This is a genomic window from Mammaliicoccus stepanovicii (assembly GCF_002902525.1).
Classification (GTDB): domain Bacteria; phylum Bacillota; class Bacilli; order Staphylococcales; family Staphylococcaceae; genus Mammaliicoccus; species Mammaliicoccus stepanovicii.
In genome coordinates this window covers 25,169-42,552 of record NZ_PPQZ01000062.1, presented here as the reverse complement: position 1 = coordinate 42,552, position 17,384 = coordinate 25,169, and the positions used below count along the sequence as shown (strand labels likewise).

The window sequence follows — 17,384 nt, the reverse complement described above, 5'->3', positions numbered from 1 at the left end:
AATTATCATAACTTTATTATGTAAACTATAATTGTTTTTTTAAAAAATAGTAAACCTATATTTAAGAAATGTGCTATACTAATTATGTTAAATTCCTCATTATGACACACTATTTAATCGCTATTTTAATGTAAGAAGTTCATATTTTTGTTTTATTACACTTTGTTAATTGGTTGTTGCTTTTTAAATGTGTTTATAAGGTTTATAATGAGAATATACATAGGATTATGTAAACAAATTTTATAACTGAAATTCTGTATACTTATATTTAAGCATATATAGATGAGTAGATTAATATTGAAAGGGGCTCTGTAATTCATTATGAAGTCAATACATAAGAAAACAGATGTAATATTAATTGGTGGTGGCATAATGAGTGCTACTTTAGGTGTGATGCTTAAGGAATTATCACCAAACTTAGAAATTAAATTATTTGAAAAATTATCAAAACCTGCTGAAGAAAGTTCAAACGAATGGAATAATGCAGGGACTGGTCACTCAGCCTTATGTGAAATGAATTATACGAAAGAAGAATCAGATGGTTCAGTTAACATAGATAAGGCAATACAAATTAACGAGCAATTTCAGTTATCGAAACAATTCTGGACATACCTTGTTAATCAAGGACAATTAACTAATCCGGAAGATTTCATTCGTCCAGTTCCACATATGAGTTTTGTTTACGGTGATCATAATATAGAATTTCTTAAAAAACGTTGTGACGCATTATCTAAAAACCCATTATTTAACGGTATGACTTTTACTGATGACTTTGAAACTTTAAAGCACTGGATGCCTTTAATGATGGAGGGTAGACCATCTCATGATAAAATAGCAGCTACTAAAATCGAATCTGGGACTGATGTGAATTTTGGTAATTTAACACGTTCTTTATTTGATGATTTACAAGATAAAGGTGTTGAATTGAATTTTAATCATTCAGTTCAAAATTTAAGAAGAAACCAAGACAATACTTGGCAACTAAAAATTTATAATAGTGAAACAAAAACAACAGAATATCATAATGCTAATTTTGTATTTATCGGTGCTGGTGGTGGAAGTTTACCATTGTTACAAAAAACAGGTATCAAACAAGCCTCAAATATAGGTGGCTTCCCAGTTAGTGGGTTGTTTATGGTTTGTAATAATGATGAAGTTATTGCTAAGCACGATGCTAAAGTTTATGGTAAAGCAAAAGTGGGCGCACCTCCAATGTCAGTACCACATTTAGATACAAGATACATTGAAGGTAAGAGGTCTTTACTATTTGGACCATTTGCAGGATTTTCACCAAAATTCTTGAAGACTGGATCTAATATAGATTTATTAGGATCAGTTAAGCCAAACAATGTCTTAACTATGTTATCAGCAGGTTTAAAAGAAATGGGTCTAACTAAGTATTTAGTTGAGCAAGTTTTATTATCTGATGAAAAGCGTTTAGAAGAATTAAAAGAATTTATACCTAACGCTAAATTAGAAGATTGGGAAATCGTTGTTGCCGGTCAACGTGTACAAGTCATTAAAGATACTAAAGAAGGCGGTAAAGGTACACTACAATTTGGTACAGAACTTGTAACAAGTGATGACGGTTCAATATCAGCGTTATTAGGTGCATCTCCGGGTGCGTCAACCGCTGTACATGTTATGTTACAATTACTCGAAAAATGCTTCCCACAAGATTTTCCACAATGGGAAGATAAAATTAAACAAATGATACCTTCATTTAGATTACAATTATCTGATCATCCAGATTTATTTGATGAAATTAATAGTTCAACATCTAAAGCATTAGGACTATATAAGTAAATATATTGAAATATAATGGGCAGTGAAAATTCTTTAATAAGAGTTTTTACTGCTTTATTTATTTTTATAACGAAATACATTCAATGATTGAAGAAATATGTATATATAAGTTCTGATAAGAGTATATCAATTAGAAGGGGATATAATTGTTGAAATAGAACGTATGTTCGTATATAATGATATTAAATACTAAACGGTTGAGGGTGATGTCATGTTTGATAATAGTTTATACGAACAAAGGAACGTACTATGCATAGATTTGGGTGATTTTTTTGCTAGTGTTTCTTGTATTTCTAAAGGTCTAAATCCACAAGTAGACAAGCTAGCGGTTATTTCTAATACAAAGAAACGAGGAGCTGTCGTATTGGCTGCAACGCAAGGATTGCAAGATATAGGTGTAAAAGTTGGATCAAGACTGTTTGAACTCCCACAACGAAATGACATTTACATCATTAATCCAAATATGAAATACTATGTAGATTTTACTAATAGGTTATATCATATACTTTTTCGTTATGTAACATTCGAAGATATTTATCAATATGATATTAATGAAATTTTTATAGATTTTACGGATTATATTGAATCTACGGGTAAGAATCTTTCATTGATAGCTGAGCACATACAAACTGAAATTAAAGAAGCATGTCATATTCAATGCTTAATAGGTATCGGACCAAATATGTTATTAAGTAAAGTTTCGAAAGATGTTGAAACAGCATTTAATAGTGAAACGATTATTGAATGGGATTATCAAGATATTAGGAAGAAATTATGGGCAATTAATTCACTCAGTACGCTATGGGGGATCAACGAAAGAGTGGAACAACTCTTAAATAATTGTGGTATTTTTACGGTTGGTGATATTGCCCTCATGTCACAAGCATCATTAAGTGATAAAGTAGGTTTACTTGCTAAAGAATTACAAATGCATGCCAACGGAATAGATGTAAATGTAATTGGCAAAGCGCACTCGATTGAGAGACCAAATATTCATTTAATTCGAAATTTTGAATATGAATACCATTACTTAGAAACTAAACATGCCATGTTAGAATTAGTAGAAGAAGCAACTAACCAACTTAGACATAGAGATTTATTAACGACATCCATTTCATTTACAATGGATTACATGACTGATGGTGAAATCACTAAAACATACACACTAAGAGACGGCACTAATTTATCTACAGATATATTCAAGATTATATGGAGTTTTGCTTCAGAATTATGTGATAAACATGCTTATTACAAATCTATAAGTATTGCTTTAAATACATTTATTCCGGCTAGAGCAAGGGAGTTAAATTTGTTTATTAATGAATATGAACGATTAAGAAATGAATCTATTTTAAAGATGGTTAAAGATAGTAGTATAATAACTAGTGAACGTACAATTTCTTAATTTACGTAATTTGGAAATGTGTATTATTTAAAGATTTGACAAAAATTACACTCATTTATATACTTATATACGTATACAATTAAATATGGGGAGTGGTGCATGTTGATTAAACAAGTTACACCTTATCTTTACTTTAATGGAACTTGCGAGGATGCAATGGCATTTTATAGTGAAGCGCTAGATGGAAGTGTAAGAGAATCACAGACTTATGGTGACGCAGGTATAGATGCGGCACAAGATTCTAAGAGAATTTTACATGCACAGTTAGAAGTGGATGGTCAGTTATTTATGTTTTCAGATATACCGAATGATGACGATTCACTGAATAAAAGCCACAACATATATATTGTTTTAGAATTTGAAAGTGAAGATAAACTTAAAGAAGTCTATAATATTTTTAAAGAAGATGGACAAGTTAAGATGGAATTACAAGAAATGTTTTGGAATCAAACTTATGCTAAAGTTATTGATAAATTTGGGATAGGTTGGGATTTATGTTATACCCATCAAGAATAGTAAATCAATCTAGATTTTATATATAAAACAGCTCATATTTTAGGGATTTATTTATCCTTAAAATATGAGCTGTTTTTATTTAAGTTTTTTGATATTGGTTTTTCTTAAATTTACTTAATATTATCACGCCAATTATCATAAGGAAAAGGGCGAATAAAAGTGTGAATTTAAAATCTATCATGCTTGTAATAAGTAATGCAATTGCTGTTACAGATCCATTAAATATTGCAATGGGCACTTGTGTTTTGTTGTGATCTTTATGGTCTGCACCAGCTCCAGTTGAAGATAATATAGTTGTATCTGATATTGGCGAACTATGGTCTCCAAATATACCTCCTGATATAACAGCTCCGATACATACTGTTAATGGAATGTCTAAGTGATGGCCTAAAGGTATTGCCAATGGTAACATAATTGCAAATGTACCCCAAGATGTACCGTTAGCAAATGACATACATGCACCAACTAAAAAGATTAAAGCTGGTACAACTGCAGGTGGTATTGTGCCATCAATAATTTGAACGATGTAGTTCGCTGTATCTAATTTATCTAGCACACTTCCTAGGGACCAAGCCAATACTAAAATAATCAAAATATCCATCATATTTTTCATGCCAGATGTGTATATATTAAGAGATTGACTAATCGTTTTGATCTTAAATATAACCATCATAAGTATGATTGATATCGCGGCAAAGAAATAAGATAAAGATAATGCAATTCTGAAATCTTTGCCTTCAACACTTTGAAATGGAAACCCTTTAGGAGCAAGTAAACTAAATCAAGAAATGATTAAAATTAAAATAGGTAACCAAATTAATATCGGTTTACTTAAAGATGCAGTTTTATCATCAGAATTTACACTTTCACGAAGTGGTTTAGAATCTGGCCAATATATCTCACCTGTATGCTTTATACGATCTTCTGCTTTTTTCATTGGACCAAAATCTAATTTTAAGATAATGATTAAAGGTACGATAAACACAGCAAGAACTGGATAAATAAAATATGGTAAGGATGAGATAAAGGCATCCCATGACGTGATGTCGATATTTAATCGTTTAAACTCAGTATCGATTAACCCCATAATATAAACACCCCAACCAATAAATGGCACCATGACAGATACTGGTGACGCTGTTGAATCTATAATCCATGCTAATTTTTCTCTTGAAATCTTTGCTTTATCAAATAGACTTTCATAAATAGGACCGACAATTAGTGGTGTACCCATTTCAGAGAAGAAAATGACAATACCACTAAACCAAGCAGCAAGTTGAATTTTAATTCTGTTTTTGGAGCCTGAAATAAACTTATTGGCAAAAGCTTTTGCTCCGCCTGATTGTTCGAGTAAAGCAACGAATCCTCCAATAAATACTAATAGAATAAGAATCCCAGCGTTATATTCATCTGCTACAGTAGTAAATAAATAATCACCTAATAGTTTTTTTAATGAAGATATAGGATTAAAACTTGTAATAAGAAGAATACCTGAAAATAACCCTATAAATAGCGATACGATAACACTTCGCGTTAATAAGACCATAACAATCGCTATTAACGGCGGAATAATTGACCAAAAACCAAAATGCTCCATAAAAATACCCCCCCATTTGAAAATTCTGAATTATATGATAGTTTAAATCATTTCATATTATGAACGAATAGTAAATGAGATTTTTAGAAGATAAACAAAAATTATAACCATAATAGTCATAATGACAAGTATATTTGTCATTATGACTATTATGGTGTATATTGAATATGGTAGGTGATACTTATGAAAAATAGAGTTAAAGAATTGAGGGCTCGTGAAGGATTTAATCAAACAGAACTTGCGAAGAGGGCAGGTATTTCAAGACAAACTGTTTCCTTAATTGAACGAAATAATTTTATGCCTTCAATTTTAACTGCTGTTAGGATTGCTAGAATACTTAAAGAAAACGTAGAGGAAGTATTTATTTTTGAGGAGGAAGAATTATGAAAAAAAGTAAAATCGTGCTGTTTGGTTACTTAGTATTATACGGATTAATTGGTGGCTTTGTAGGCTTAATGGTGAGTTGGATATTAGTGAATAATCATAAATATATAGATTTTAATCTTACTACAAATCAAAGCAATGTAATCATTATCATTTTAGCGATTGTCGCCGTCATTTTAGTCATGACATTAATGAACGTTTATAGAAAAATAAAGAAACTTAGAATGCAAAATATTAGTATAGAAAATGAAGATGAAATTGAAGAACGTATTGAAAAATTATTAATCGTACCACCAGTCATATTAGGATTAATTACGACGATTGGTTTATTCATGATAAATATCATCATTAATATAGCTGAAAAACCTAGTTTACTTTCTATGTGTATTATGATTATTACGATGTTTGTTGGTGCAATGCTTTCATATGGCTATTTAACACAAATGGGTAAAATATATCCAGAAAGAGATTATCCAAAGCCAGGTGATAAAAAATTAAATGAAAAATTGATTAATATGATGGATAGTGGTGAACAATATATTACACTATTAGCGTTACACAAAACATACGTGCTAAATCAACAATTAATAATCACATTTATAGCTATTTCATCAATATATTCATTGGTATCAAATCATAATCAATTTGTCTCAGTTACACTCATGATTATATTATATTTAGTGAATACAATGTACTTCACTAAAAAAGCAACAGAGACAATATAGTGTGATTTAATTGTTTATATAATAAAACTATTATAGGACAAAGAAGATACTGAAACATAAAAGCAGAAGAAAATCAGATTCAAATCTGAAATTCTTCTGCTTTAATTTGTGAAGTTAAGATTATAAATTCCATGATTTTCATCATTTCGTGGATTAATTGCCGACGTAATCCAAGACTGTTTAGTGCATATCATAATTCAATTGAAAAAGTCTATACAATCATAAAAACGAGAAAATCATCATGGCAAGTGATTTTCTCGTTTTGATAAAGATTGAAACAATTGATGTCTTCAACTCTTATTTTTTAGTTATCAAGTGATTACAAGTCTTCCGCTTCTATTTGTTTCCAAAATGATTTCAGTTCTTCTTTGTTCATTGGATCTAAGTGACCATGAATATAAGTGTTAAAGTCATATTTATCTACTGATTTTATATAATGATAAAATCTTTCATTATCATAACCACCATCCAATAAATAGTATTCACCAGAATCAGCGTCTCCAGCAAATAATACTTGTTCTTCTTTACAATAAGCGATAACACCATCATCAGAATGTGGGTTTATCATTCTTTGTACTTCAATTGTTATATTACCTAAATCAAAATGTATATGATCTTCAAATTCAATATTTGAATGAACGACCTGAATTGTCGAAACATCTTCGTATTCTATCTTAATATGGGTATCACAAAATTCACATTCTTCACCTGAAACTAATCTTTGTTGCATGTCGTCTTTCGTCCAATTCCATGTTTCAAGTTTTTTTAACATTTGATTCGTTTCTCGTTCTGCAACAGTAATGCCATCGAATGCGTGCATTGCAAAAGTATGATCCCAATGCCAATGTGTGATTAAAGCAACTGTAGGTATTGGCAAATTTAGTTGTTTAATTTCATTTAACATATCATTTAAATGTGCAGGTGAATTACCAGTATCAATAAGCATACTGTATTTATCGCCATGGATATAGCCGATATTTGGTCGATCTCTTTCTTTATCAAATGGGAGTATATAAATATTTGGGCTTATCTTTTTAAGTGTCAAAATAATCTTCCTTTTCAACAGAATAGGCTAATTATAACATGTTATAAAGTATACGTATCGAAAGTACTTAACGCTTCTATTGCTCTATCCCTATCATAACTTGATTTGAAACTTAATCTTAGTGCACCCATGATGTCTTCTCTAACTTCAAGGATGCGTATATTGGTAATAGATATTCGATTAGAACCAAGAATTTGTGTGACTTTGCTTATCATGCCCGGCTCATCGGGGATATCTACATATAAATCAAATGTAGATGTTAATGCCCCTTGTTCTTTTATAGGTAGTTCATCTCGATATGTTTTGGCTGATTGATAAAAATCGTGTATTAAGGTAGGATTACCCTCACTAATAAGATCTTTAATTTGTTCCATTTGTTCGATCCAATTTTCCATTAACGTTACGAGATGGTCTTTATTTTCAAGTGTAATATCTCGCCACATATCTGCATTACTACTTGCAATTCGCGTAATGTCTCTAAAGCCACCAGCCGCAAGTGTTCTTACATATTCAGACACTTGTGTATTTTCTTCATTCATGTGAATTAAACTTGATGCAATAACGTGTGGAAAGTGACTAACTACCCCCGTTACATAATCATGTTCTTTGGCTGACATTTTAATAAATTTAGCTTTCGTCTGTTCTAATAGCCATTTAACTTCATCGTGTGCTACTTCATTTTCTTTATGATCATGTATCAAAATATAATAGGCATTTTCAAAAAGGTGTTTCTTAGAATTAGTAACACCTGATTTATGGCTGCCGGCCATAGGATGTCCACCAATAAGGTGAATGTTTTTATTTAATAAATCTGTTTCTAAAGTACTTAAACCTAATTTAGTGCTACCAGTATCCGTTACGATTAATCCATTTTTAGTTTCAATTTCAAGAAGTCGTTTACCGTATTCGATTGATTGTTTGACTGGTGTGGCTAATATAATTAAATCAACGGTGCTAGCAACACTTTCAAAATCTTCAGCTATTTCATCAATCATACCCATTGATTTTGCGATTTCAGAATGTTTTTCAAAATAGTCATAACCGATAATATGTATATGTGGATGATGGTATTTAATGTTCGAAATTAAACTGCCTCCAATTAAACCGAGTCCTACTATGAATATGCGTTGCATAAAATCCCTCCAATACTTTAATAGTTTAAAGTAAGATAGTGAGTAAAAGCAAGTGTTATTGATTTATTTTTTTAAAAGTATAAAATGAACATAAATGATGTAAGGAGTGGGGAAAATGACTATCAATGTTCAAGAAACAATCAACACTATTGAAGAACTAGTTAATATTAACAGTCCATCAGGTTTTGCAGATCCGGCAATTGATTATTGCAATCAATTTGCTAAATCTTTAAATTATGATACGAGTGTAACACATAAAGGCGGTTTGCTAATTCATGTTCCTGGTAAAAACAATAAAGAACAGCGACTCATAACTGCACATGTCGACACACTAGGTGCAATCGTTAAAGATATTAAAGATGATGGTAGAATTCAATTAGATTTGATTGGTGGTTTTCATTTCAATGCAATTGAAGGTGAATATTGTACCATCACGACGCAATCAGGCAAAGAGATTACAGGTACGATTTGTTTACATGAAACAAGTGTTCATGTTTACAAGAATAATAATGAAATTCCTAGAGATAAAGATCATATGGAAGTTCGTATAGATGAAAAAGTATTCACTGCTGATGATACGAGAGCACTTGGAATTGAAATAGGGGATGCTATCAGTTTTGACCCTAGATTCGTACATACTTCTTCAGGTTTTGTAAAATCAAGACATTTAGATGATAAAGCAAGTGTGGCTATGATTTTACAATTTTTAAAATATTTAAAAGACGATCATGTTGAATTACCACATACTACTATTTTCTATATATCAAATAACGAAGAAATTGGATATGGATCGAATTCAAGCATTCCAGAAAACGTAGTAGAATTGATTGCATTTGATATGGGGGCATTAGGTGACGGTCAAGCGTCAGATGAATATACTGTTTCCATTTGTGTGAAAGATGCGTCAGGTCCATATCATGTAGGTTTAAGAAATCACTTCGTATCCTTATGTAAAGAACATGATATCAAGTATAAACTGGATATATACCCATATTATGCGTCAGATGCTTCGGCCGCGTTATCTGCTGGAGCCGATATTCGTCATGGATTATTCGGTGCAGGTATTGAATCGTCTCATGCATTAGAAAGAACGCACGAAGATTCCATTATTGAAAGTGAAAAATTATTGAGAGCGTATTGCCTTTCGGAAATAAACAGTTAATTTATGAAATAGGGTTGACAATTATAATTATTTCTCGTATAGTTTTACTTAATTCATTCGAAGTAAATGCTTCGAGGGTTGAAAGATAAGTATCTCGTGATGTTTGTAGCAAATAGAAAGCTAATGGGTGATGTAAATTAGCACAACACACAATGAGAGAATTGGGCTTTCAATTATAATTTTATAATAATTAAAGTGAACATAATTTTTAAATGTTAACTAAGGTGGCACCACGGTAACGCGTCCTTACAGATTGCGTTATTGTGGTGTCTTTTTTGTTTCAAAAAATCAGTAATCATAAGTATAAATTAAAGAAAGTAGCAAACAGAAAGTTAGTGGTTGATGAAAACTAACACACTTTAATTTAAAATTGGGGATTATGTCGTACAAATGAATATTGAATGAGTGAATAAGTATATACTTATTAATCAAGGTGGTACCGCGCATATGCGTCCTGTTATTTAGGATGTTTATGCGCGGTTTTTATTTTTAGGAGGATCATAATGAATATACAATTTAAAAAATTAAATGCAGATATAACACCAGAAACTTTAGGTCAAATAAAAAACAACAAAATGATTTTAGAAAGTGCAAGTACCGATCAAATGAAAGGAAGATTTTCAATCGTTGCATTTGATGCAATAGGTAAAGTGAATTTATATGATGAATATCTTCAAGTAAAAGTAAATCATAAAGAAGAAAAAACTAAAGAAGATCCATATAACGCATTAGAAGATCTTATAAATGAAATGAAAGTTTCAAATATTCCTGATGAATTACAACATTTACCCTTTATCTCTGGAATGATAGGTTATTGTAGTTTTGATTTAGTAAGATATAGAAATAAAATTTTAAGAGATATTAAAGTTGAGTCACAGTATCCAGATGCTTCATTTAATCTTGTTGAATCCGTATATGTGTTTGATCACTTTAAAGAAGAACTATACATTATTGCCACTAATTTGTTTAGTGGGAAAAGTGAAACAGCTATTGAGAAAACAGTTCAACAAATGGTTCAAGATTTAAAAGCAGTACCAGTATTTCAAAATGCGATTGAACATCATGTAAGAGGTGAGCTAGAAACGAATATTTCTGAACAAGATTTTATTGATGAGGTTATTTATTATAAATCGCTTATTACTCAAGGTGATATGTTCCAAGTAGTGCCTTCAAGAATTTATAAATATAAACATTATTTTGATGAATTAAATAAAGACAAACTCAAACTTCAATTGTATAAAAAATTAAAAAGACAAAATCCAAGCCCTTATATGTATTATTTAGATGATGACAATAGGACAATTATTGGTTCTTCACCAGAAAGTTTTATAAAGAAACAAGGCGATATAATTACAACAAATCCTATAGCAGGCACAAATAAACGTGGGACAACAGATGCTGAAGATAAACAAAATGAAATGGATTTAATCACAGACGAGAAAGAATTATCTGAACATCGAATGCTTGTTGATTTAGGTCGAAATGATTTAAATATAATTGCTCAAACTGGCACGGTTTATATGCCAAAGCTTATGATTGTTGAAAAATTCGAACATGTTATGCATATCGTGACAATCGTTGAAGGGAAAATTAAACCTGACATTACACCGCTTCAAATGATTTCAGCATTATTACCAGCTGGGACAGTATCCGGAGCACCTAAAACAAGAGCCATTACAAGAATTTATGAAAATAGAAAACAAAAGCGAGGCATTTATGCTGGCGGAGTAGGTTACATTAATTGTAATCATGATTTAGATTTTGCGCTGACAATTCGAACAATGGTAGTTGATGAAACATATGTAAATGTTGAGGCTGGGTGTGGCGTTGTGTATGACTCAAATCCAGAAAAAGAATTAAAAGAAACAATGATAAAAGCAAAAAGTCTACTGGAGGTATCCCCATGATTTTAGTAATTGATAACTATGATTCATTCACATATAACTTAGTTGATTTAATAAAACAATTTGATGACGTGATTATTCTTCACCCTGACGAAGCACCGTTAAATTTAGAAGTAGATGGAGTCGTCATATCACCAGGGCCGGGACATCCAGACGATACTAATGATTTAAGACAAATAATCGATGCATATGCACATAAACCAATATTAGGTATTTGCTTAGGTGCACAAGCATTGACTTCATATTATGGTGGAGATGTGATAGTTGGTAAAGAAGTTAAACATGGTAAAGTAGATCAAATTTCATTGGTAAATGATTCTAAATTATATAAACAATGCAAAGATGGCTTTAATATTATGAGATATCATTCATTAATAAGTGACGAAACATCATTTCCAAGTGATTTGATAGTCACTGGAAGAACTGAAGACGCTATTCAATCTTTTGAACATGAAAACAGACCACATTTTGGCATACAATATCACCCTGAATCATTTGCATCTGATTATGGTGAAGTCATTATCAAATCATTTATTGAAATAACGAAGGAAGGTGCTCAGTATGAACACATTAAAACAGCTGATACAATATCGTGATTTAAATGAGAACGAAATGAAAGAATTTGTGGAATTTTTGACGGATGAAGAAAAAGATTTCTCATTAAAAGTAGCACACTTAGTAGCATTGAGTATGAAGGGTGTGTCTTCACAAGAAATTACAAACTTGGCAGAAAACTTAATTGAAACAACATATAAAGAAAGACCATATGTTCAAGATAGTATATGTGTTTGCGGTACAGGTGGAGATCATTCAGGTAGCTTTAATATTTCAACGACAGCTTCATTTATAGTTGCAGCTGCTGGATTAAAAGTATTAAAGCACGGGAATAAAAGTATTACATCTAAAACAGGAAGCGTTGATATATTATCAGCTTTAAACATTCACACGACACCTATACAAGAAGCGACAGATGTAGTTGAACAATCTAACTTAGCCTTCTTAAGTGCAACTGAAACGTATCCTATAATGAAAGCCATACAACCTGTAAGGAAATCTATTCCTACACCAACAACTTTTAATTTAATTGGCCCTATGATTCATCCTTATGAGTTAGATTATCAAGTTATGGGCATTTACGATGAAAGTAAGTTAGAAATTATTGCGAACGCTCTGTACAAAATGGGGCGTAAACGTGCAATTGTTCTACATGGCGCTGGTGGAATGGATGAAGCAACGTTGTCAGGAGATAATCATATTTATGAGGTTTCAAGAGAATATGGTATTAAAAACTATAAAGTTAATGCTAAAGACTTTGGACTACAAGTTGCAGATAATGAAGCATTAAAAGGTGGCACGCCAGAAGAAAACAAAAGAATTACGCTAGATATTTTGACTGGAGTAGATCAAGGGCCGAAACGTGATGTCGTCGTATTAAATGCTGCGTTAGCATTATATATTGGTGATAAAGTAGAATCAATCGCGAACGGAATATTAATGGCTAAACACTTAATTGATAACGGCGAAGCTATTAACATACTTGAGAAAGTTGGAGGAGAAGTTTATGACAATATTGGATGAAATTGTAGAATATAAGAAAGCCTTACTTTCAGAAAATTATTATGACAAAAAGCTATCTGAATTAGATTCAGTAAATATAGAACACAAAGATACATTTTTAAGCATTGTGAAAAACGATGATAAGTTAAACATTATTGCGGAACTAAAAGCAAAAAGTCCGACCGTTTCAGATATTCCTAAAAAGGATATGGCAACGCAAATAGAGCAATACGAGCAATATGGTGCCTCAGCTATTTCCATTCTTACTGATGAAAAGTATTTTGATGGTAGTTATGAACGATTACAGAAGTTAACAATCAAAACATCATTACCTGTTTTATGCAAAGATTTTATGATTGATAAGAAACAAATTGATTTAGCAAAACATGTTGGTGCATCTATCATATTGTTAATTGTGAATGTATTAAATGAAGATAAATTAAAAGAATTATACGACTATGCTAAAAGCAAAGGTCTAGAAGTATTAGTAGAAGTTCATGATAAAGAGGAATTAGAAATTGCACATCATATTAATTCTGAATTAATCGGTGTAAACAATAGAGATTTAAAACGATTTGTGACGAAAGTTAATCATACAAATGAAATATTAACAGATATGAAACCGGGCGTGACATATATATCAGAAAGTGGCATTCGTACGATAGAAGATGTTGAAACTATTGTCGGTAGTGGTATTGATGGTGTCCTGATAGGCGAATCCTTAATGAAACATCCTGATTTATCAACATTTTTACCAAGTTTAAGATTGTTAAAAAGAGGTGGAAAGGATGTACATTAAATGTTGTGGATTTAAAGAATCGAAATCCATTAAAGCTGCCGTTGATAATAAAGTGGATGCAATTGGATTTATCACATACCCTAAAAGCAAACGATTTGTATCTGTAGAAAATATTCAAATACTTGCAAACAACATCCCAGATGAAGTGGATAAAGTCGCAGTAGTTGTTAATCCAACATCACAAGAAATTAATGACTTAGTTGAACAAACGTCAATAAATACTATTCAATTTCATGGTGATGAAAGTATCGAATTTATTAAAGATACGAAGCGACAATACCCACAAATTAAAATATTTAAAGCGATACCAGCCGATCAAAATCTTCTAGAAAATATTCAAATGTATTCTGAATATGTAGATTTATTTTTAATTGATACGCCATCTAAACAATATGGTGGGACAGGTGTTTCATTTGATTGGTCGATGTTAGAAAGCATAAAAGATATGCCGTATTTAATTGCTGGTGGTTTAGATTTAGAAAAAATAAAACATATCGAAACACTCGATTTAAATAATACAGGTTATGATATTTCAAGTGGAATTGAATCAAATGGAATGAAAGATATTACTAAAATTAAAACGTTACTCAAAGAATTGAAGGGATGATATAAATGGTTAAAGATATACAGCTTGAAGCAGATGATTTAGGATTTTTCGGGGAATTTGGTGGTCAATATGTACCAGAAACATTAATGCCTGCTGTTCAAGAATTAAATGATACTTATCAAGAATTAAAACAGGATCCTGAATTTCATCGCACATTAAATGCATATTTAAAAGATTACGTAGGACGAGAAACGCCATTAACATATGCCGAACGTTATACTGAAGAACTTGGTGGCGCAAAAATTTATTTAAAACGTGAAGATTTAAATCACACTGGCGCACACAAAATAAACAACGCATTAGGACAAGCACTAATCGCTAAAAAGATGGGAAAAAGAAAATTAGTGGCAGAAACTGGTGCTGGACAGCATGGTGTAGCAAGCGCCACAATAGCAGCATTATTTGATATGGAACTTATCGTGTTTATGGGTGAAGAAGACATTGAAAGACAAGCATTAAATGTTTTTAGAATGGAATTACTAGGGGCGAAAGTTGTTCCAGTAACAGATGGACAAGGTACATTGTCAGATGCAGTAAACAAAGCATTACAATATTGGGTCTCAAATGTAGAAGATACGCATTACTTACTTGGATCAGCACTTGGTCCACACCCATTCCCAACCATCGTAAGAGATTTACAAAGTGTTATCGGCAAAGAAATCAAAACGCAAATTCTAGAAAAAGAAAATAAACTTCCAGATGCAATCGTTGCTTGTATTGGTGGAGGATCTAATGCAATTGGTACATTCTATCCATTTGTAAATGATACTTCAGTTAAATTATATGGCGTTGAAGCTGCAGGAAAAGGTAATGATACAAATAAACATGCTTTAGCTATTAATAAAGGTAAACCAGGTGTATTACACGGCTCTAGAATGTATTTAATTCAAAATGAAGATGGACAAGTTGAACTTGCACATTCTATTTCAGCAGGCTTAGATTACCCTGGTGTTGGACCAGAACACAGTTATTATCATAATATTGGTCGTGTAGAATACCCTAATGCTAGTGACAAAGAAGCGATGGATTCACTAATCCGATTCACACAATTAGAAGGTATTATTCCAGCTATCGAAAGTGCACATGCGTTAAGCTACGTAGAAAAACTTGCACCAAAAATGAGTAAAGATGAAATTATAGTTGTAACTGTATCTGGTAGAGGAGATAAAGATATGGAAACAATTCGTAAGTATATGCAAGGTGAGGAGACTGGTCAATATGAGTAAACTATTTATACCTTATATAATGGGAAATAAAGATTTCATACAATCACTTAAGATAATGGATGATAATGGAGCAGACTTTATTGAAATTGGTTTACCGTTTTCAGATCCGGTGGCAGATGGTCCAACGATAATGAAAGCTGGACAAGAAGCAATCCAACAAGGAATGAATGTCAATAAGATAATCGACCAACTAATCGAGCATAAAGACGACATAAAAACACCATATTTATTTATGACATATTACAATTTAATCGATTATTATGGTGTTGAACGTTTCATTAAACGTATTTCTGAGGCAAATGTATATGGTCTAATTATTCCTGATTTACCGTTTGAATTAGGTGAGAAATTTAAAGAAAAATTAAAAGGCAGTAACGTGAAACTCATTTCACTTATCGCGATGACATCTAGTGAAGACAGAATTAAAAAAATTGCAGAAAAAGCTGAAGGATTTATTTATACTGTTACAATGAATGGCTCAACAGGAGATGATAAAGGGTTTCATGAAGGCCTTAAAAATAAAATAGCTTACATACAGAAACATTCAAATGTTCCTGTAGTATGTGGGTTTGGAATTAAAACAGTCGAACATGCACATGAATTTAAATCATTTAGTGATGGTATCGTAATTGGAAGTGAAATCGTCAAAAGATTACAACGAGATCAAATTAATGATACAATCAGTTACTTGCAATCTATTAGAAGTGCTTTAGACGAAGCATAATTGTGTATAACCCTTACAAGAAGAAAATGAAATAGATATCATGTATAATTAAATTTAACAAATGTAAAAGGAGTGTTTCTAATGAGCAAAAAAGTACTCATAGTTGTTACAAATGCATCTCAATTTAAGGATGGTAACCCAACTGGATTATGGCTAGAAGAAGCAGCAATTCCTTACAAAGTATTTATTAAAAATGGTGTTGACGTTGATATCGCTTCTGTAAGTGGGGGTAGCGTACCGATTGATCCAAATTCTACTCAAAATGATGAAGCTAAAGAATATCATGATGTATTAGAAAAATTACAACATACAAAAGGAATTAAAGATATCGTTTTTGAAAATTACGATGGTATATTCTTACCTGGTGGACATGGTACGGTATTTGATTTTCCTAACAATGAAGATTTAGAAAATATGCTTGCATATTATAAAAATAATAACAAAGTTGTAGGTGCGGTTTGTCATGGACCAAGTGCATTTATTGGGGCTAAACTGCCAGACGGTAATTATTTAGTTGATGGCGTTAAATTAACAGCATTTACTGACAGTGAAGAAAAGGCCATGCAATTAGATGGTTCAGTGCCATTCTTACTACAAACAGAACTTGAAAAGCAAGGTGCAAGATTTGTTAAAGGAGTAGATTTTGAATCACATGTAGTTGCAGATGGTAAATTTGTTACTGGACAAAATCCGAATTCAAGCGAAGAAGTTGCTCAAAAAATAGTCAATGTACTTTAAAAATTTATATTTCATAAAGAAAAACCTGTCAATTGACAGGTTTTTCTTTATGAAAT

The 17,384-nt window shown here is 31.6% G+C and carries 18 protein-coding genes; 14 read left to right on the top strand and 4 right to left on the bottom strand.

All coding sequences use genetic code 11. From position 1 onward, the window contains the following. Nucleotides 1-321 precede the first annotated feature (321 nt). The 3 genes from mqo (at nt 322) to CD111_RS09270 (ending at nt 3,727) form a co-directional block, all read left to right on the top strand. Complete coding sequence (gene mqo / locus CD111_RS09280; RefSeq protein WP_095088100.1) at nt 322-1,806, top strand: malate dehydrogenase (quinone); 1,485 nt, start codon at nt 322-324, stop codon at nt 1,804-1,806. A 211-nt stretch (nt 1,807-2,017) separates the two neighbouring features. After that, nucleotides 2,018-3,211, top strand: coding sequence for a Y-family DNA polymerase (locus CD111_RS09275; RefSeq protein ID WP_095088098.1), 1,194 nt, complete (start codon nt 2,018-2,020; stop codon nt 3,209-3,211). A 99-nt stretch (nt 3,212-3,310) separates the two neighbouring features. After that, entirely contained in the window at nt 3,311-3,727 is a 417-nt protein-coding gene (locus tag CD111_RS09270; RefSeq protein WP_188350542.1) for a VOC family protein, read from the top strand. A gap of 79 nt (nt 3,728-3,806) precedes the next feature. On the opposite strand, the gene CD111_RS12880 is transcribed toward CD111_RS09270, so the two are convergent. Both CD111_RS12880 and CD111_RS12875 read right to left on the bottom strand, forming a co-directional pair. After that, on the bottom strand, nt 3,807-4,415 hold the full coding sequence (locus CD111_RS12880; protein WP_331713011.1) for a Na+/H+ antiporter NhaC family protein: 609 nt from the start codon (nt 4,413-4,415) through the stop codon (nt 3,807-3,809). A 93-nt stretch (nt 4,416-4,508) separates the two neighbouring features. After that, complete coding sequence (locus CD111_RS12875) at nt 4,509-5,324, bottom strand: SLC13 family permease (RefSeq protein WP_331713002.1); 816 nt, start codon at nt 5,322-5,324, stop codon at nt 4,509-4,511. Nucleotides 5,325-5,507: 183 nt separating this feature from the next. Between CD111_RS12875 and CD111_RS09260 the strand changes: the two genes are divergently transcribed. Further along, nucleotides 5,508-5,711 carry a helix-turn-helix transcriptional regulator gene (locus CD111_RS09260; protein ID WP_095088096.1) on the top strand — a complete coding sequence of 68 codons (204 nt, stop codon included), beginning with the start codon at nt 5,508-5,510 and terminating at the stop codon, nt 5,709-5,711. After that, complete coding sequence (locus CD111_RS09255; protein WP_095088094.1) at nt 5,708-6,433, top strand: DUF3169 family protein; 726 nt, start codon at nt 5,708-5,710, stop codon at nt 6,431-6,433. The genes CD111_RS09260 and CD111_RS09255 overlap by 4 nt, the downstream gene beginning before the upstream one ends. A gap of 319 nt (nt 6,434-6,752) precedes the next feature. On the opposite strand, the gene CD111_RS09250 is transcribed toward CD111_RS09255, so the two are convergent. Together CD111_RS09250 and CD111_RS09245 are read right to left on the bottom strand one after the other, a co-directional pair. Then, nucleotides 6,753-7,478: an MBL fold metallo-hydrolase gene (locus CD111_RS09250; protein WP_095088093.1), complete on the bottom strand. Its 726-nt coding sequence runs from the start codon at nt 7,476-7,478 to the stop codon at nt 6,753-6,755. A 41-nt stretch (nt 7,479-7,519) separates the two neighbouring features. Continuing rightward, on the bottom strand, nt 7,520-8,611 hold the full coding sequence (locus tag CD111_RS09245; RefSeq protein WP_095088092.1) for a prephenate dehydrogenase: 1,092 nt from the start codon (nt 8,609-8,611) through the stop codon (nt 7,520-7,522). 115 nt (nt 8,612-8,726) lie between these two features. Between CD111_RS09245 and CD111_RS09240 the strand changes: the two genes are divergently transcribed. The 9 genes from CD111_RS09240 (at nt 8,727) to CD111_RS09200 (ending at nt 17,328) form a co-directional block, all read left to right on the top strand. After that, entirely contained in the window at nt 8,727-9,773 is a 1,047-nt protein-coding gene (locus CD111_RS09240) for a M42 family metallopeptidase (protein ID WP_095088091.1), read from the top strand. Between the two features lie 503 nt (nt 9,774-10,276). After that, nucleotides 10,277-11,680, top strand: coding sequence for an anthranilate synthase component I (locus CD111_RS09235; RefSeq protein ID WP_095088089.1), 1,404 nt, complete (start codon nt 10,277-10,279; stop codon nt 11,678-11,680). Continuing rightward, nucleotides 11,677-12,273, top strand: a complete 597-nt coding sequence (locus CD111_RS09230; RefSeq protein ID WP_095088087.1) for an anthranilate synthase component II — start codon at nt 11,677-11,679, stop codon at nt 12,271-12,273. The genes CD111_RS09235 and CD111_RS09230 overlap by 4 nt, the downstream gene beginning before the upstream one ends. Next, nucleotides 12,239-13,255 carry an anthranilate phosphoribosyltransferase gene (gene trpD / locus CD111_RS09225; protein WP_095088085.1) on the top strand — a complete coding sequence of 339 codons (1,017 nt, stop codon included), beginning with the start codon at nt 12,239-12,241 and terminating at the stop codon, nt 13,253-13,255. Before CD111_RS09230 ends, trpD begins: the two co-directional genes overlap by 35 nt. Then, the gene (trpC, locus tag CD111_RS09220; protein WP_095088083.1) at nt 13,239-14,033 is read left to right on the top strand and encodes an indole-3-glycerol phosphate synthase TrpC; all 795 of its coding nucleotides are present in this window, start codon (nt 13,239-13,241) and stop codon (nt 14,031-14,033) included. The genes trpD and trpC overlap by 17 nt, the downstream gene beginning before the upstream one ends. Continuing rightward, nucleotides 14,023-14,640: a phosphoribosylanthranilate isomerase gene (locus CD111_RS09215; protein ID WP_095088081.1), complete on the top strand. Its 618-nt coding sequence runs from the start codon at nt 14,023-14,025 to the stop codon at nt 14,638-14,640. Before trpC ends, CD111_RS09215 begins: the two co-directional genes overlap by 11 nt. 5 nt (nt 14,641-14,645) lie before the next feature. Next, entirely contained in the window at nt 14,646-15,866 is a 1,221-nt protein-coding gene (gene trpB, locus CD111_RS09210; RefSeq protein WP_095088079.1) for a tryptophan synthase subunit beta, read from the top strand. Continuing rightward, nucleotides 15,859-16,590 (top strand): tryptophan synthase subunit alpha, encoded by a 732-nt coding sequence (gene trpA / locus CD111_RS09205; RefSeq protein ID WP_095088078.1) that lies wholly within the window; start codon nt 15,859-15,861, stop codon nt 16,588-16,590. Before trpB ends, trpA begins: the two co-directional genes overlap by 8 nt. Before the next feature lie 81 nt (nt 16,591-16,671). After that, entirely contained in the window at nt 16,672-17,328 is a 657-nt protein-coding gene (locus tag CD111_RS09200) for a type 1 glutamine amidotransferase domain-containing protein (RefSeq protein WP_095088076.1), read from the top strand. Nucleotides 17,329-17,384 lie beyond the last annotated feature (56 nt).

Excerpts from the sequence above, each read along its gene's own strand:
- mqo (WP_095088100.1), top strand. The coding sequence starts at position 322 with ATGAAGTCAATACATAAGAAAACAGATGTAATATTAATTGGTGGTGGC.
- CD111_RS09275 (WP_095088098.1), top strand. The coding sequence starts at position 2,018 with ATGTTTGATAATAGTTTATACGAACAAAGGAACGTACTATGCATAGAT.
- CD111_RS09270 (WP_188350542.1), top strand. The coding sequence starts at position 3,311 with ATGTTGATTAAACAAGTTACACCTTATCTTTACTTTAATGGAACTTGC.
- CD111_RS12875 (WP_331713002.1), bottom strand. The coding sequence starts at position 5,324 with ATGGAGCATTTTGGTTTTTGGTCAATTATTCCGCCGTTAATAGCGATT.
- CD111_RS09260 (WP_095088096.1), top strand. The coding sequence starts at position 5,508 with ATGAAAAATAGAGTTAAAGAATTGAGGGCTCGTGAAGGATTTAATCAA.
- CD111_RS09255 (WP_095088094.1), top strand. The coding sequence starts at position 5,708 with ATGAAAAAAAGTAAAATCGTGCTGTTTGGTTACTTAGTATTATACGGA.
- CD111_RS09245 (WP_095088092.1), bottom strand. The coding sequence starts at position 8,611 with ATGCAACGCATATTCATAGTAGGACTCGGTTTAATTGGAGGCAGTTTA.
- CD111_RS09240 (WP_095088091.1), top strand. The coding sequence starts at position 8,727 with ATGACTATCAATGTTCAAGAAACAATCAACACTATTGAAGAACTAGTT.
- CD111_RS09235 (WP_095088089.1), top strand. The coding sequence starts at position 10,277 with ATGAATATACAATTTAAAAAATTAAATGCAGATATAACACCAGAAACT.
- CD111_RS09230 (WP_095088087.1), top strand. The coding sequence starts at position 11,677 with ATGATTTTAGTAATTGATAACTATGATTCATTCACATATAACTTAGTT.
- trpD (WP_095088085.1), top strand. The coding sequence starts at position 12,239 with ATGAACACATTAAAACAGCTGATACAATATCGTGATTTAAATGAGAAC.
- trpC (WP_095088083.1), top strand. The coding sequence starts at position 13,239 with ATGACAATATTGGATGAAATTGTAGAATATAAGAAAGCCTTACTTTCA.
- CD111_RS09215 (WP_095088081.1), top strand. The coding sequence starts at position 14,023 with ATGTACATTAAATGTTGTGGATTTAAAGAATCGAAATCCATTAAAGCT.
- trpB (WP_095088079.1), top strand. The coding sequence starts at position 14,646 with ATGGTTAAAGATATACAGCTTGAAGCAGATGATTTAGGATTTTTCGGG.
- trpA (WP_095088078.1), top strand. The coding sequence starts at position 15,859 with ATGAGTAAACTATTTATACCTTATATAATGGGAAATAAAGATTTCATA.
- CD111_RS09200 (WP_095088076.1), top strand. The coding sequence starts at position 16,672 with ATGAGCAAAAAAGTACTCATAGTTGTTACAAATGCATCTCAATTTAAG.